Origin of the sequence: Pseudomonas syringae (assembly GCF_023278085.1) — a bacterium.
GTDB classification, from domain to species: domain Bacteria; phylum Pseudomonadota; class Gammaproteobacteria; order Pseudomonadales; family Pseudomonadaceae; genus Aquipseudomonas; species Aquipseudomonas syringae_Q.
In genome coordinates this window covers 4,894,931-4,910,796 of the sequence record NZ_CP066265.1, presented here as the reverse complement: position 1 = coordinate 4,910,796, position 15,866 = coordinate 4,894,931, and the positions used below count along the sequence as shown (strand labels likewise).

The following is a 15,866-nucleotide window of genomic DNA, read 5'->3' as shown; positions in this document are numbered from 1 at the left end:
TTAAAGGAACAGTCCGGGGCCCGGGCGGGTTCCTTCGGGGAATTTGACGCCGACTTTCTGGATCTTGTTCCCGTCCATCACGGCAACCGTCCAAATAGTTCCATTCCATTCAATCTGGTCGCCTACCACCGGCTCGCCACGGTTCTTCTGCACAATAAACTGACTGAGCGGCATATTCGGGTCGATACCGTCGAGTTTCAGGCCATACAGCGCCGCGACTTCACCCAGCCGAGCGTCGCCTTCGAGCACGAAGTCGCCGAAGAAACGCAGGTCCTGACCACGCTGCGGGGCTTGGCTGAACAGTTTGCCCAGCGCCGGAAGGTCATGCTCATGGCCGATGACACACAGCAGGTCGCCGACTTCCAGGGTCGTACTGCCGGACGGGTGAAGCAGTTGCTGGCCGCGGAACAAGGCCGCGATGCGGGTGCCTTCCGGCATTTTCAATTCGCGCAGTGCCGCGCCGATGCACCACTTTTCGGCACCCAGACGGTACACGAACAGTTCCCACTCGCTGGTCACGTGAACTTCCAGTGCGGCCCGGGAAATGGGCGCCGGATCAGGCGGAACCGTGACCTTGAGCAGCTTGGCCATCCACGGCAGGCTGGTGCCTTGCAGCAGCAACGAGACCAGCACGATGAAGAACGCCAGGTTGAAGTACAGCTGGGCATGCGGCAGCCCGGCCATCAGCGGGAACACCGCGAGAATGATCGGCACCGCGCCGCGCAGGCCGACCCAGGCGATAAACGCCTTCTCGCGACCATGGAATGCTTTGAACGGCAGCAGACCGACCATCACCGACAACGGGCGTGCGACCAGAATCATCCACAGCGCCAGACCCAACGCCGGTATCGCAATCGGCAGCAGGTCGTGCGGCGTGACCAGCAGGCCCAGCACCAGGAACATGCCGATCTGCGCCAGCCAGGCCATGCCGTCGAGCATGTGCAGGATGCCATGGCGGCTGCGAATCGGCCGGTTGCCGAGCACCAGGCCGCACAGATACACCGCCAGGAAGCCGCTGCCGTGAATGGCGTTGGTCAGCGCGAAGATCGCCAGACCACCGGCAATCACCAGAATCGGATACAGGCCAGCGGCCAGGTTGATGCGGTTGACCAGTTGCAACAGAATCCAGCCGCCGCCCAGACCGATGAAGCTGCCGATGCCGAATTCCTGAATCAGATGCCCCAGCAGGCCCCAATGCAGGCCGGTCTGGCCGCTGGCGATCATGCCGATCAGGGTCACGGTGAGAAACACCGCCATGGGGTCGTTGCTGCCCGATTCGATTTCCAGGCTGGCAGTCACCCGCTCATTGAGGCCTTTGCCGCCGAGCAGGGAAAACACCGCTGCGGCGTCTGTCGAGCCGACGATCGCGCCGATCAACAGCCCCTGAATGATGCTCAGATTGAACAACCAGGCGGCCATCATGCCGGTCAGCACGGTGGTGATGAGGACGCCGACCGTCGCCAGCGACAAGGCTGGCCATAGCGCGACCCGAAAACTGGACACCCGCGTGCGCAGGCCGCCGTCGAGCAGAATCACCGCCAATGCCAGGTTGCCGACCAGATAAGCCGCTGCGTAGTTGTCGAAGATGATGCCGCCGCCATCCACACCCGCCACCATTCCGACAGCGAGGATGATGACCAGAATCGGAATGCCGAGGCGCGACGAAAGAGAACTGACCAGGATGCTTGCGGCTACCAGCAACGCGCCGATCAGGAACAGGCTGTTGATGGTGGTGGCGTCCAAAGGCGGTACTCCGTAGAAAACTGAATTGAAGCGGGAAGGGCGAAAGCTGACCATGCAGTCCGCGTGCCAAGCGATTTAACCTGTTGAATTGCTTGGCTGTCAAAGAGCAATTTCGAGCGATTGACGCAGGCCGGCGCTCTCGGGCTCACGATTGGTTGCAATCCAGCGGCTGACACATACCTATATACCGCAGACTTGTCCTTCATGGGCCCTAGTGTCGGGGCTCCAACCATCAAGAAGGTTTTTCATCATGGACGATGAATTTGCAGCGCATTACAACTTCGACGATTTCGACGATGACGACAGGGATGGCGATGATGACTCTGACGCAGAGTTCTGGGCGCGGGTGCGTGAAGACTTTTCGGTCAGCGATCACTTCCGGCTTCACCCGATCAACCTGCAGTCACCTGCCGCCCTTGCTGCGCGGGATGTGGCACAGGAGTGCCAGTCAAGGTGGGGTGTCGAGATCGATCCGGACGACACCCTGATCGCCACGCTGTATATCGAAGACCCGAAGCTCTATCCCGCTCCTCACCGTGCCAATGTCGCTCACTCGATGACGCTGACCGAGGCGCTGCTGCGCAACTGGCAGCAAAAGGGCAATGGCGACTGGTTTGATCACCTCGGGCATTTGCAGCCCCATCATGAGGACGGTCTCGACTCTCAGGTCGTGGATGAAACACTGCCGCCCTATGACTGCGTCGCTTATGAAGCGGTGTATCGGAAATCCGATCCGCAGCACTACGATTCGACGACCCAGCTTCGCCTGACGGCCGAGGCGTTCAAACAGTACATCTGGGATCACAACCTGCAAGCCGGTTATCTCGCTTATCTGAACCAGTTCTGGCAGGCGCACGCCGACGACTACAACCTGATGCTCAAGGCCGGTCTGTTCAGGGCGGCCTGGCTGCAAGCGGAGGAAAACACGCTCAAGGCCGAGCACAAGGACATGGTACTGGAGGCGCTCGGGCTGCCCGCTGATCAGGGTTGGAAACAGCTGAGTTTCGACGCTTTTGTTGCCGCCCCGATTTCCACTCGCGTGACGATTTCCGAATTGCACGTGCATGGCTATAGCGCGGTCGACATCATGGTCATCCGCAGTGCCGATTCGCCGACCGTCCTGCTCTATATCCCCGGCAACTCGTCACCCATTCATGCGTTCGCCAACGCCGACGCACTCAAGGACTGGGTCGCGCTGATGTGCAAGGATCCGGGCAAACGCCGGTCTTTAGAGGGGCATTTCAATGCCGCGGATGACGTCGATGGCTTTTTCTACAGTGGCGTTGCCACCGCCCTCAGAGGTTTCGCTGTCTACCCGAAACTACTGGACGCCGCGACCGGCGCGTGGAACCCGCGCAAACTGGTGCAGTTCGGCGAGCCGCTGCAGCCCTGGCCGTTCTCGCACTTCAAGGATCGGGTCAAGGCGAAGTCTGAAGCTGACGCGCTGCAAAAAATACGCAGCCATGGCGATTACTGGAAAGAGGAAGCCAGCAGCGGTTTGAGTGAGTGTGTGTCTGTCCTGGGCGGCGTTGCCATCGTCTTTCCCGAACTGATTCCGGTCATCGCGGGGCTGTCCCTTGCACTGGTCGGACTGGGCGTCGACGCGGCGGTCAATGGCCGCACGCTGGACGAGCGCCAGGCGGGGCTTGGGCGGATTGCCTTCGGGGTATTGAACGCGTTGCCGATCCTTGCCGAGGAGGGCGCTGCGGTGGAGGCTGGCGCCGAAACCGGGCTGATTGACGAGACGGGAGACGGTTACGAAGTTTCTGGCCCAACCACCCCGATCGACCCTGCTGTCGAGGTCGAGCCGATTCCGGTGTTCAGGGAAGAGCCGCCGGCCTTGCGTTCGCTCGATGCCAAAATGCGCCGCCTGTTGCGCGCGCTCGAAGTGACTCAAAATCTGCCAGGACTGGCGTCGGGGGAAGTGGCGGGCCTTTATCCGCTGCAAGGCAAAAGTTACATCGAACTGCATGATCAGGCTTTTCGGGTCGAGTGGGTGCCACAGGAAAAACAGTACCGGATTCGCTCTGATGCCGATCCGCGTGTCTGGGGACCCTACGTGAAGACTATCGACACCGGCTATTGGGATCTGGACCTCAAGCTCGGTTTGCGTGGCGGGGAGAGCTTCGATGGTTCGCAGTTGCCGCCGGCCAGCGAGGCGGAGAGCGCCGTGGTGGCGGTCATACCTGATGAGCCGGCGATCAAGGTTCAGCGCTGGGGACCCAAAGTGCAGGTCGAGTTGCCTCTGGATCAGATCATGGTCGAAGAAGTCCTGAGCCAGGCAAAAGGGACGGTCGTAGAGAAGTACTTCATTCAGATTGGAGGGATCAGGAGGAACGTCTATTACGATGCCGATATTCCGTGCTGGCGAACTGATCCGTCCTCAAGCGGCGTTGTCTGGCTGGACCGTAACGGGGTCTGGAACAGCGGGTCGGCAGATGCATTCAGGAAGGTAGAGGCAAAACTGCCACAGAGCCGCCGCTTCGAAATCTATTCCTTCCCTCGTGTGCCCAGGTTACCTGCAGATGCCGAGCCCGTCAGCCGTGTGGTTCATCACATATGGCTGGGCGAACGCATGCCGGGCGATAATCTGCTGCAAAAGATGCTGGACAACATGCGCACCAGCCCGGACTTGCGCTTTGAACTGCATATCGATATCAACCATCCGACGGCGCATCAGCAGTTGGTGGATTACTTCAGCGCACATCCGCAGATGCAGATTTCCAGACTCAAGGAAGACGCGTTCTTTGCCGATTTCCTGAGTGGCGAAAATGGCGAGGCGTTCAACTATTTCATGCACTCGGACAATCGTAATTATGCGGCTGCGTCGGACATTCTGCGTTATCGGCTGATCAACGAATACGGCGGTATTTATCTTGATTGCGATGACACCATTGACGTCCCTTTCGCAGGCACGCCATTGAAAGCAGGTCCCAATGATGTATTGCTGGGAAGGCGTCTGGATGCGCCGCAATTAAGTTACAGCGGGCCGGGTAACAGCCATTTCGCCAGCCATCCGGACAACCCGGTCCTGAAGAGGATCCTGAAAGAAATAAACACGCGTTTCCAAAATGAAAAGCAGGCCAATAAGGCGTTTTTCAGTACGCGCAGACCCTTCATCGACCGCAGCAGCGAAGCCTTGCGCAGCGCCTCGAGAGACAGAATGACACCCTACATGACGCGCATTTCGGACCTGACCGGCCCCAAGCTCATGTCAGACGTCTTGAGAAAGCTGCGGCCTGACTATTTCGATCTGCTGGAGCGCTCCTATCTGCCGGTTGATGAAGTCCTGTCCGCGTTATATATCGATCACCTGAACCAAGCCGTGGACTTTTACTTCCCGTTCAAAGCCAGGGCGAAGATAACGCCTGGCTCTGAAAACGGCTGGTAGCCGTCACCGTCTGCTGATGGCTTTAAGACGTGGCGCTGTAAATAGTTAGTGCCACGAACGGTGCGGTGAGTGATTACGTACATGACTTCTCAATACAGGAAGACGTCATGACATCCCCCTCTCTGGACATACCTGAAACCGATCAGAAACTGCTGCGCGAGCGCGCGCGGCAGTTTGTTCTCGATTATCCCGATCTGCACGATCTGGCCTGTGATGCGGCCAGCAAGATCATTCTTCAGCACACCCACAGGGCGTTCAATCCTGAAAAGGTGTACTGGCATCGTTTCGGTTCCGCCAGCAGCAGTTCGCGCACGTTCACCGGTTGGCAGCATTCCGGGAAACCGCTGCAGTCGATGACGTTGATCGAACTGCTCATGCAGCACTTCAGTGCCCACGATCAGGAAGCCAGTGACGAGCTTTCTCTGTACGGCGGTTTCTATACCGATGGCCCGGATCATGGCTTTTTTGACGAGCGTAATGAGGTGCCGATGTTGCCGCAGGCTGTGCTTGCAGACATGTGGACGCTCGACTTCAGTGCGCTGTACTCGCGCCGTATGGAGCGTTTCTGGAACACGCACAGTGAAAACTTCTGCATTCTTGCCAAGGCGCGCTATCTGGTTGCAGCCGGGAATTGCCTGCGCAAGGGTCAACTGTCGCCAGAGGATTTCAAACAGGTCACTCGCATCGTGACTGCTGATCCATTGCTGGCACCAACGCTGAAGTCCCTGCGGGAATCGCCTCCGGCAACGTCTGGTCTTGCAGTGCATACGCTGGATATAAACGGCATCGCGGCCCATGACATTCTGCGTATTGTCATCGCTGACGGGCGGGAGGTGATTTACCTGCCCGATGCCGAACAGCCTTTTCAGGTATTCGATAACGAACGCGCTTTGTACTCCTGGCTCAAGGGTCAGTTCATGAACGAGCAGACCAATAAGGCCATAACGACCCATTTCCTGCGGGGGGAAGCGTCCCGAGAAAAAGACAGCGCCAGGTTTTTTCGCGGGGTGAGCGATGTGCTCGCCCAAGACTGGCGTGTCGACGTTCGGCTTATCAATCAATGTCAGGCACCTGTTGTGGGTGATCCCTTTGTCTACCTGCGTGACATCGCTCGTCAGGTCATGGCCGCCGACGCGGGTCAGTTGCTGAACTCCAATGCCGACCTGCGCAAGCAGATGTGGATCGGTTATCTGAGTGCGTTTCTGCAGGTTTTTGGCGGACTTGCGCCACTGGGCTGGCCAATCGCTTTGACGCTGGTTGGCGCAAGCCTTGCCAATACCGGTCTGAACATCGATCAGGCGGTCAATGGCAAAACTCCGGCGCAACGCAAGGCTGGCGTGTTGGGGGCGATTCTCAACACGCTTTATCTGCTTTTCAATCTGCCGCTATTGATGTCGATACGTGCTACGTCCCAACCATTACGGGTGGCGCAAGAGGACGTTGCGTTGATCCCCGGCGAAGTCATGGAGGGCGACAACCCGCTTACTGACCCGCTGAATAACCTGGAAGGAAATCTGCTGCTGGACACGCTTACGCCTTCAGCCGACGAGGGCAGGTTGCGTGGCATTTATACGCTGGGCAATGGCGAAACCTGGATCAAGCTCGCGCAATTGCCGTACCGCGTGATGTTCAGTGAGCAACAGCAGTGCTGGTTAGTCGTCAATCCTGATAATCCGTTTGCATTCATCGGCAGCAAGCCGGTCCGGCTGAACGCCGAAGGGCAGTGGACGCTGGTAGAGTCGCCCGGCTTGCAGGGCGGCTCTCCCATGGATGTGCAGGGGCCGTCCGGCAGCTCATCTGGCGCGGCGGGCACACCTTATGTGACGGTGCGTTCCACGTTCTGGGACCGGTATCTGCAAACTGATATTTTCAATGAGCAGCACTTTGCAGAAACCGCTCTGGCCCGGCAGAAAGAGGTCATGGACATCTGGCAGCCAGCTCCGGATGACGTGCTGGAGTCCGACTCTTCACCGGATGGCGACGAAGTGTACAGGGACCCCTGGCAGGGTAAACATCGGGTTTTCAAACTCGGTGAGGACGACTATCACGGAGCCAATATCACGCTCTACACCCAGGATGATTCGGAATTCAACCGGTTCCTGCGCACAGGTGAGCGTAAGGGCAGAAACCAGATCAGAGCGATAGAGCGGCTGGCCGATGACATCAATGTGGTGGGGTACAACAATGATGTCGAGTTGTACCGAGGCGGCAGTGGTGATCGAGGGACTTCGGGTGCCGTGTTCCGCGGCGGGCAGATCAAGGTCGGGGATGTGCTGGTCAATACCGATGTCACTTCGTTCAGCGAAAACCCTTATGTGGTGGGTACTTTCGCCAGCAGTCGGGCCGGTGCGCCGGCCAGCGCCATGCTTGGGCCGGTCACGTTCGATGACACCTCGGTGGTTTTCGTTTTGCCCAAAGGGCGTTATCTGAGGGCTACGCCGATTGCGCCATTCTCGGCCTCACCCGAGGAGGCCGAATCGATCTTTCTGCCCGGATGTTACTTCCAGATCGACAGCATCGAAGAAGTGAGCGGCGAGTTTTATCGCATCATGAAAGTCCAGATACAGGAGGTTGACCGTCCCATTCAGGCGCGGGCGCTTTATGATCTGCGTACAGGCGAGCCGTTCAGTCGAGAGCAATACGCGCTTAAACTGGGGACAGATGCCAAGGTACTGGTCGACCGATTCTTTCCACAGGACCCACTGGCTGACCTGTTCAGTTCTCACTGATCAATAACCCGCCAGGTTGTCATCAGAACCAGTCATCGCGCATTGCCAGGCACGTGTCATCACGGTTTTCCAGAATCGTCAGTTCGTGATGGCAGCCCGGTATTTCCCAGGTCAGGAAGTACCGGGCAGCTTGCAATTTGCCGTTGTAAAAATCGCTGTCGGCCGGATTGCCTTTGCTCAGACCCTGTTCGGCTCGAATGGCCTGCTCCAGCCAGCGCCAGCCGATGAGGGTGTGCCCGAATACCTTGAGGTACAGCGCCGAGTTGGCGAGCGTGCTGCTGATTCTGCCTTGCGCCAGGTCAGTCAATAGCCCGAGGGTGACAGCCTGCAAGCGCGTGACCAGTTGCTCCAGTGGCTGGCGCAGTTCATCCAGTGATTCATGCACCAGCGCTTGCTCGCATGTGCCGGAGATCAGGCGCAGCAGTTGCTTGAGGCCTGTACCGCCATTCTGCGCCAGTTTACGCCCCAGCAGGTCCAGGGACTGAATACCTTGTGTGCCCTCATGGATCGGGTTGAGACGGTTGTCCCGGTAATACTGCTCGACCGGGTACTCGCGGGTATAGCCGTGGCCACCGAGGACTTGAATCGCCAGCTCGTTGGCTTTCAGGCAGAACTCCGAGGGCCAGGACTTGACGATGGGGGTCAGCAGGTCGAGTAACTCGTGGGCCTGTTTGCGGACATCTTCGGTTTCGCCGGTCTGCGTATCATCGAACAGCCGTGAGGCGTACAGGCAGAGGTCGAACGCGCCTTCCACGTAGGCTTTCTGGGTCAGTAACATGCGTCGCACGTCAGCGTGCTGGATGATCGGCACCGGCTTGCTTTCCGGGCTTTTGCTGTCTGGCAGGCGTCCCTGAGGCCGGTCGCGTGCGTACTCCAGCGAGTAAAGGTAACCCGAGTAACCCAGCATTGTGGCGCCAAGGCCCACGCCGATGCGCGCTTCGTTCATCATCTGGAACATGTAACTCAGACCCTGGTGCGGCTTGCCCACCAGATAGCCGACGCACTCACCGTTATCGCCAAAGTTAAGCGCCGTGGACGTGGTGCCTTTCCAGCCCATCTTGTGAAACAGCCCGGCCAGCAGCACATCGTTGCGCTTGCCGAGGCTGCCGTCCTGATTGACCAGGAACTTGGGCACGATGAACAGCGAGATGCCTTTGACCCCGCCGGGCGCATCCGGCAGTTTTGCCAGGACCATGTGCACAATGTTTTCCGACAGCGAATGATCGCCCCCGGAAATGAAGATTTTGTTGCCGCGCAGCCGATAGGTGCCGTCGGATGCAGGTTCGGCGCGCGTGCGAATATCCGACAGCGACGAGCCAGCCTGCGGCTCGGTCAGCGCCATGGTGCCGAAAAAACGGCCCTCGATCATCGGTTGCAGAAAGCGCTGCTTCTGTTCGTCGTTGCCGAAGCTCTCGATCAGATTGGCGGCACCCATCGTCAGAAACGGGTACGACGTAGTCCCGACATTGGCCGCCTGGAAATGTGCAAAACAGGCTTGCGACAGCAAGGTAGGCAACTGCATGCCGCCTGCCTCGAAATCACGCGACGCATTGAGAAAGCCAGCCTCAAGAAACGCATCGACTGCCGGCTTGACCTCCGGAATCAGAATGGCCTCGCCGTTCTCATAGCGCGGTTCATTCTCGTCGGCCTTGCGGTTGTGTGGCGCGAAGTACTTTTGCGCAATGGCTCGCGCCGTCCCCAGCGCTGCATCGAAGGTTTCCCGCGAGTGCTCGGCAAACCGTTCACGCCGGATCAGCCCCTCGGCGTCCAGCACTTCATACAGCTCGAAAGCCAGATTTCGGGAACTGAGCAGCGACTCGGACATGATGGCGTACCTATTCTTGGAATGGATCGAGTCTAGGTCGGGTTGCGTGGGGAGGGTAGCAAGATTGATTCGCGTGATGGGTGTTCTTTCGGACGCTTATCGTTCCTCACGCTCCGCGTCACAATTCTGCGCCGCGTCGCGTGCTCGAAATTAACGCAGAGCGTCCAGAACGGCATGCCGATGCGGAGCGTCGCACGATAGTTGAGGTTATCGTTCCGTACGCTCCCGCAAGGGAATGCCTTTCGTGGCGCTCTGCGTTATTGGCTAAAGCACGGCATCAGCCAATCGTCATCAAGCTCGCATTGCCACCCGCCGCTGCGGTGTTGACGCTCAAGGCACGTTCGATCACCAGGCGCTCCAGCGGGATGTTGGTTTCACCGTGGGACAGGCCGTTGACGCCGACGATTGCGCCACTGCGCTGGGCGATCTGCTGGCAGATGGCGCGCAGCTGGTCGGAGTCGCCGTGGTGCAGGACGGCGTCGATGGCGACTTCGTCCTTGCTCCAGTCCGGGATCAGTTTGATGCGGGCCTGCACGTCCTTCGGCAAACGGGCGCGCAGCGGTTTGCTGACGTCGCTTTCCGGCCAGATGGCCGAGCCGCCGACTGCCAGCACTGCTGCCAGTTGAATCAGCAGGTCGTTCTCGTCGTCAGCCAGGCACAGCACGTGTTCGCGCGGCAGGATGGCGTAGCTGTTGCGCTCGCCGGTGGGGCCGGCCAGTTGACGGGTGATGCCGCTTTGCGATTGCTCGGCGTACTGACTGCACAAGGCCTCCAGTTCCGACTGCTGATTGCTGGCGGCCCAGGTTTTCAGCGCGTGCAACGGTTTGCTCAATACATCACGCAGACGAGTATCCGGCGCAGACAGCGCGTCGCTGCGCACGAACGATTTCTCGATGGCGTCCTGCGGGCGGGTCGACAGCAGGCGATACAGGTACAGTGGGCCGCCGGCTTTAGGGCCGGTGCCGGACAAGCCCTCGCCACCAAACGGTTGAACACCGACCACGGCACCGACAATGTTGCGGTTCACGTAGACATTACCGGCGTTGACGTTATCGACGACCTTGGCGATGGTCTCGTCGATGCGGGTATGCACACCAAGGGTCAGGCCGTAGCCGGAGGCATTGATCTGCGCGAGCAACTGGTCCAGCTCCTTGCGCTTGTAACGCACCACGTGCAGTACCGGACCAAAGATTTCGCGTTGCAGCTCGTCGAAACTTTCCAGTTCGATCAGCGTTGGCATTACATAGGTGCCGCGCTTGAGTTCGGCGCTGTCGGCGATGGCAACCTGATAGACCATGCGGCCCTTGTCGCGCATGGCCTGGATGTGTTTTTCGATACCGGCCTTGGCTTCGGCATCGATCACCGGCCCGATGTCCACCGACAGGCGCTCAGGGTTGCCAAGACGGTTTTCAGCCATCGCGCCCTTGAGCATTTCGATGACGCGATCAGCAGAATCCTCCTGCAGGCACAGCACGCGCAATGCCGAGCAACGTTGGCCGGCGCTGTCGAACGCCGAAGACACCACGTCGATGACCACCTGTTCGGTCAGCGCCGAAGAGTCAACGATCATTGCATTTTGACCACCGGTTTCGGCGATCAGCGGAATGGGCCGGCCCTGCGAGTCAAGGCGGCCGGCTACGTTGCGTTGCAGCAGACGGGCGACTTCGGTGGAGCCGGTGAACATGACGCCTTTGACGCGTTCATCGCCCACCAGCCCGGCACCTACGGTTTCGCCACGGCCCGGCAGCAGTTGCAGCACGCCTTCCGGAATGCCGGCTTCAAGCAACAGGCGGACAGCCTGGGCAGCAATCAATGGGGTTTGTTCGGCAGGTTTGGCCAGCACCGGATTACCGGCGGCCAGCGCAGCAGCGACCTGACCGCTGAAGATCGCCAGCGGGAAGTTCCACGGGCTGATGCACACCACCGGCCCCAGTGGGCGGTGGCCGTCGTTGGTAAAGTCGTTGCGGGCCTGCACCGCGTAGTAGCGCAGGAAGTCCACGGCTTCACGCACTTCGGCGATGGCGTTGGCAAACGTCTTGCCCGCTTCGCGGACCAACAAGCCCATCAACGGTTGAATCTCGGCTTCCATCAGGTCGGCAGCGCGCTCCAGAATCGCGGCGCGCTCGGCAGGCGGTGTAGCCTGCCAGATCGGGCCAGCGCTCAGGGCGCACTGAATAGCGTTGTCGACGTCTTGCAGGGAGGCTTCTTGCACATGACCTACCACGTCACGTGAATCCGAGGGGTTCAACGCAGCGCTCAGGCTGCCAGCCCCGGTCGGACAGCCAAGCATTGGCGCGGCTTTCCAGTCGTTGTGCGCGGTCGCCAGCAGCGCCGAAGAAAGCGAAGCCAGACGATGCTCGTTGGCCATGTCGATGCCGCTGGAGTTGGCGCGCTCGGCACCGTACAGGTCACGCGGCAGTGGAATGCGCGGGTGCGGCAGACCAAACCCGCCTTCCTGGGTGGCCATGCGTTCGATCTGGCTGACCGGATCGGCCACCAGTTCCTGTATGGAAATCGAGTGATCGGCAATGCGGTTGACGAATGAGGTGTTGGCGCCGTTTTCCAGCAGGCGACGCACCAGATAAGCCAGCAGGGTTTCGTGAGTACCGACCGGCGCGTACACGCGGCACGGACGATTCAGCTTGCCGTCGGCGACTTTGCCTACAACCTGCTCATAAAGCGGTTCGCCCATGCCGTGCAGGCACTGGAATTCGTACTGGCCGGGGTAATAGTTCTGACCGGCAATCTGGTAGATGGCCGCCAGGGTATGGGCGTTGTGCGTGGCAAATTGTGGATAGATGACTTCCGGTGCCGCCAGCAGCTTGCGGGCGCAGGCGATGTAGGACACGTCGGTGTACACCTTGCGGGTGTAGACCGGATAACCTTCCAGGCCTTCGACCTGAGCGCGCTTGATCTCGCTGTCCCAATACGCGCCTTTGACCAGACGAATCATCAGGCGATGGCGACTGCGGCGTGCCAGGTCGATCACGTAGTCAATCACATACGGGCAGCGCTTCTGATACGCCTGGATCACGAAGCCGATGCCGTTCCAGCCAGTCAGCTGCGGCTCGAAGCACAGCCGTTCGAGCAGATCCAGCGACAGCTCCAGACGGTCGGCTTCTTCGGCATCAATGTTCAGGCCAATGTCGTACTGCTTGGCCAGCAGCGTAAGCGACAGCAGGCGTGGGTACAGTTCTTCCATCACGCGTTCGTACTGGGCGCGGCTGTAGCGCGGATGCAGTGCCGACAGCTTGATGGAAATGCCCGGGCCTTCGTAGATGCCGCGGCCATGGGACGCTTTGCCGATCGAGTGGATGGCCTGCTCGTAGGACGCCAGATATTTCTGCGCGTCATGTTCGGTCAGCGCGGCTTCACCCAGCATGTCGTAGGAATAGCGAAAACCTTTGGCCTCAAAGCGACTGGCGTTGGCCAGTGCTTCACCGATGGTTTCGCCGGTGACAAACTGCTCGCCCATCAGACGCATGGCCATGTCGACGCCCTTGCGGATCATCGGCTCGCCGCTTCTGCCGATAATGCGGCTCAGCGAAGAGGTCAGGCCTGCTTCATTGTGCGTGGCGACCAGTTTGCCGGTCAGCAGCAGACCCCAGGTTGCCGCATTGACGAACAGCGACGGGCTATTGCCCAGGTGTGGCTGCCAGTTACCGTTGCTGATCTTGTCGCGGATCAATGCGTCGCGCGTGCCCTTGTCCGGGATGCGCAGCAGCGCTTCGGCCAGACACATCAGGGCGACCCCTTCCTGGGACGACAGCGAAAACTCCTGCAGCAGGCCCTGAACGATACCGGCGCGGCCACCTGCACTTTTCTGGTTACGCAGCTTTTCGGCAATCGATGCCGCCATCTTGTTGGTGGCTTCCGCAACCGGCGCGGTCAGGCGCGCCTGCTCCAGCAGCATCGGCACGACTTCCGGCTCCGGACGACGGTAGGCGGACGTGATCGCTGCGCGCAACACGGATTGAGGCTGAATGCTTTCGGCAAAATCCAGAAAGCATTGCAGCCCTGCGTCTTCTGCCAGTTCACCCCGGTCGTCACTGTCTTTGGCAGCCGAACCATTGAGTTCCAGCAGGGTTGCACCACTCTCCAGCTTTTCCAGGTAATTGAAGATCGCCTGCTTGATCAACCAGTGCGGCGTGCGGTCGATGGATTGGGCGGCGGCTTTCAATCGCTCGCGGGTCGGGTCGTCGAGCTTGACGCCCAGAGTGGTGGTGGCCATGTCTTGTCCTCGTTATAGCCACTCGAAGGTGGCATCGGCTTTGACGCAGATTAGCTGTGGTTCGGGGTGGGGTGCAACCGAGTGCAACCCTGTTTGGAGAATATTTTGTGACATTTGCGCCGAGTGACACGCGAAAGTCTAAGGGCGCTCACTGCTGGTGCGTCTTTTTTTGCGAGTCGGGCCAAAAGCGCCCTAAAATGGGGCGAAAAAGCGTTCGCACGTGGTTTTTTGTAACAGGTGCAACTTGTTCGATGAAATGGGTTGCACCTTCTCGGGTTTGTTTCATAGGATCCGTCCCCTCGGTGCAACCGTGACTGTCATCCTTTCAGGAAGCAGTCAGCGCGGCGTCGGGTGCACAGCTCCGGGAACACTGAAGCCGGTGGTCCCTTGCGCATCAGGTGCCAACATAAAAACAATGCCAAGGCAGAACTTATGAGTGTCAGCAACCCTACCTTGATCACGTTCGTGATCTACATCGCAGCAATGGTACTGATCGGTCTGATGGCCTATCGCTCCACCAATAACCTGTCGGATTACATTCTCGGTGGTCGCAGCCTGGGCAGTGTGGTGACTGCGCTCTCGGCCGGTGCCTCGGACATGAGCGGCTGGCTGCTGATGGGCTTGCCGGGGGCGATCTACATGTCCGGCCTGTCGGAAAGCTGGATCGCCATCGGGCTGATCATCGGTGCCTACCTGAACTGGCTGTTTGTCGCCGGCCGTCTGCGCGTGCAGACCGAGCACAACGGTGACGCCCTGACCCTGCCGGACTACTTCAGCAGCCGTTTCGAAGACAGCAGCGGTGTGCTGCGCATCATTTCGGCGATCGTGATTCTGGTGTTCTTCACAATCTATTGCGCCTCGGGCATCGTTGCCGGCGCGCGCCTGTTTGAAAGCACCTTCGGCATGTCCTACGAAACTGCCCTGTGGGCCGGCGCCGCAGCAACCATTGCCTACACCTTCGTCGGCGGCTTCCTGGCCGTCAGCTGGACAGACACCGTGCAGGCCACGCTGATGATCTTCGCCCTGATCCTGACGCCGATCATCGTCCTGCTGGCGACCGGTGGTGTCGATGCCACGTTCCTGGCGATCGAGGCGAAAGATCCGACCAGCTTCGACATGTTCAAGAACACCACCTTCATCGGCATCATTTCCCTGCTCGGCTGGGGTCTGGGCTATTTCGGTCAGCCGCATATTCTGGCGCGCTTCATGGCGGCGGATTCGGTCAAGTCGATTGCCAGCGCCCGTCGCATCTCCATGGCCTGGATGATTCTGTGCCTGGCCGGCACGGTGGCAGTGGGCTTCTTCGGCATTGCCTATTTCTCCGCACACCCGGATGTCGCCGGGCCGGTGGCTGAAAACCCGGAGCGGGTCTTCATCGAACTGGCCAAGCTGTTGTTCAACCCGTGGATTGCAGGCGTGCTGCTCTCGGCGATTCTGGCTGCGGTCATGAGTACGTTGAGCTGTCAGTTGCTGGTGTGTTCCAGTGCGCTGACCGAAGACTTCTATAAAGCTTACCTGCGCAAAAACGCTTCGCAGGTCGAGTTGGTCTGGGTCGGTCGTGCCATGGTGTTGTTGATCGCAATCATCGCCATTCTGCTCGCTGCCAACCCCGAAAACCGCGTGCTGGGTCTGGTGAGCTACGCCTGGGCCGGCTTCGGTGCAGCGTTCGGCCCTGTGGTGCTGATCTCGGTGCTGTGGAAAGGCATGACGCGCAACGGCGCATTGGCGGGGGTGATTGTCGGTGCTGCCACCGTGGTGCTCTGGAAGCAGTTCAGCACAATGGGCCTGTATGAAATCATTCCCGGTTTCATTCTGGCCAGTATCGCCATCGTGGTGTTCAGTCGGATCGGCAAACCGGCGTCGGCTTCGATGCAGGCTCGCTTCCTCGCGGCTGAGCAGGACTTCAAGGCCAATCGCTGATAGCACTGCGCTAATATGAAAACGGCC

General features: G+C 59.4%; 6 protein-coding genes. 3 read left to right on the top strand and 3 right to left on the bottom strand.

Annotated features, from left to right (window positions below):
* Positions 1 to 1,743 carry a potassium/proton antiporter gene (locus I9H07_RS21785; protein ID WP_024675519.1) on the bottom strand — a complete coding sequence of 581 codons (1,743 nt, stop codon included), beginning with the start codon at positions 1,741 to 1,743 and terminating at the stop codon, positions 1 to 3.
* A gap of 250 nt (positions 1,744 to 1,993) precedes the next feature.
* On the opposite strand from I9H07_RS21785, the gene I9H07_RS21780 reads away from it, so the two are divergent.
* Complete coding sequence (locus I9H07_RS21780) at positions 1,994 to 5,134, top strand: dermonecrotic toxin domain-containing protein (RefSeq protein ID WP_058390758.1); 3,141 nt, start codon at positions 1,994 to 1,996, stop codon at positions 5,132 to 5,134.
* A 107-nt stretch (positions 5,135 to 5,241) separates the two neighbouring features.
* On the top strand, positions 5,242 to 7,863 hold the full coding sequence (locus I9H07_RS21775; RefSeq protein WP_236424213.1) for a dermonecrotic toxin domain-containing protein: 2,622 nt from the start codon (positions 5,242 to 5,244) through the stop codon (positions 7,861 to 7,863).
* 22 nt (positions 7,864 to 7,885) lie between these two features.
* On the opposite strand, the gene I9H07_RS21770 is transcribed toward I9H07_RS21775, so the two are convergent.
* Positions 7,886 to 9,688, bottom strand: a complete 1,803-nt coding sequence (locus I9H07_RS21770; RefSeq protein WP_236424214.1) for an acyl-CoA dehydrogenase — start codon at positions 9,686 to 9,688, stop codon at positions 7,886 to 7,888.
* A 277-nt stretch (positions 9,689 to 9,965) separates the two neighbouring features.
* Positions 9,966 to 13,919 carry a trifunctional transcriptional regulator/proline dehydrogenase/L-glutamate gamma-semialdehyde dehydrogenase gene (gene putA, locus I9H07_RS21765; RefSeq protein ID WP_236424216.1) on the bottom strand — a complete coding sequence of 1,318 codons (3,954 nt, stop codon included), beginning with the start codon at positions 13,917 to 13,919 and terminating at the stop codon, positions 9,966 to 9,968.
* A 432-nt stretch (positions 13,920 to 14,351) separates the two neighbouring features.
* Between putA and putP the strand changes: the two genes are divergently transcribed.
* The gene (gene putP, locus I9H07_RS21760; RefSeq protein WP_024675936.1) at positions 14,352 to 15,839 is read left to right on the top strand and encodes a sodium/proline symporter PutP; all 1,488 of its coding nucleotides are present in this window, start codon (positions 14,352 to 14,354) and stop codon (positions 15,837 to 15,839) included.
* Positions 15,840 to 15,866: the final 27 nt, after the last annotated feature.

What these genes read in the sequence shown, in the direction of transcription:
- I9H07_RS21770 (WP_236424214.1), bottom strand. Translation starts at nt 9,688, where the DNA reads ATGTCCGAGTCGCTGCTCAGTTCCCGAAATCTGGCTTTCGAGCTGTAT.
- I9H07_RS21775 (WP_236424213.1), top strand. Translation starts at nt 5,242, where the DNA reads ATGACATCCCCCTCTCTGGACATACCTGAAACCGATCAGAAACTGCTG.
- I9H07_RS21780 (WP_058390758.1), top strand. Translation starts at nt 1,994, where the DNA reads ATGGACGATGAATTTGCAGCGCATTACAACTTCGACGATTTCGACGAT.
- putA (WP_236424216.1), bottom strand. Translation starts at nt 13,919, where the DNA reads ATGGCCACCACCACTCTGGGCGTCAAGCTCGACGACCCGACCCGCGAG.
- putP (WP_024675936.1), top strand. Translation starts at nt 14,352, where the DNA reads ATGAGTGTCAGCAACCCTACCTTGATCACGTTCGTGATCTACATCGCA.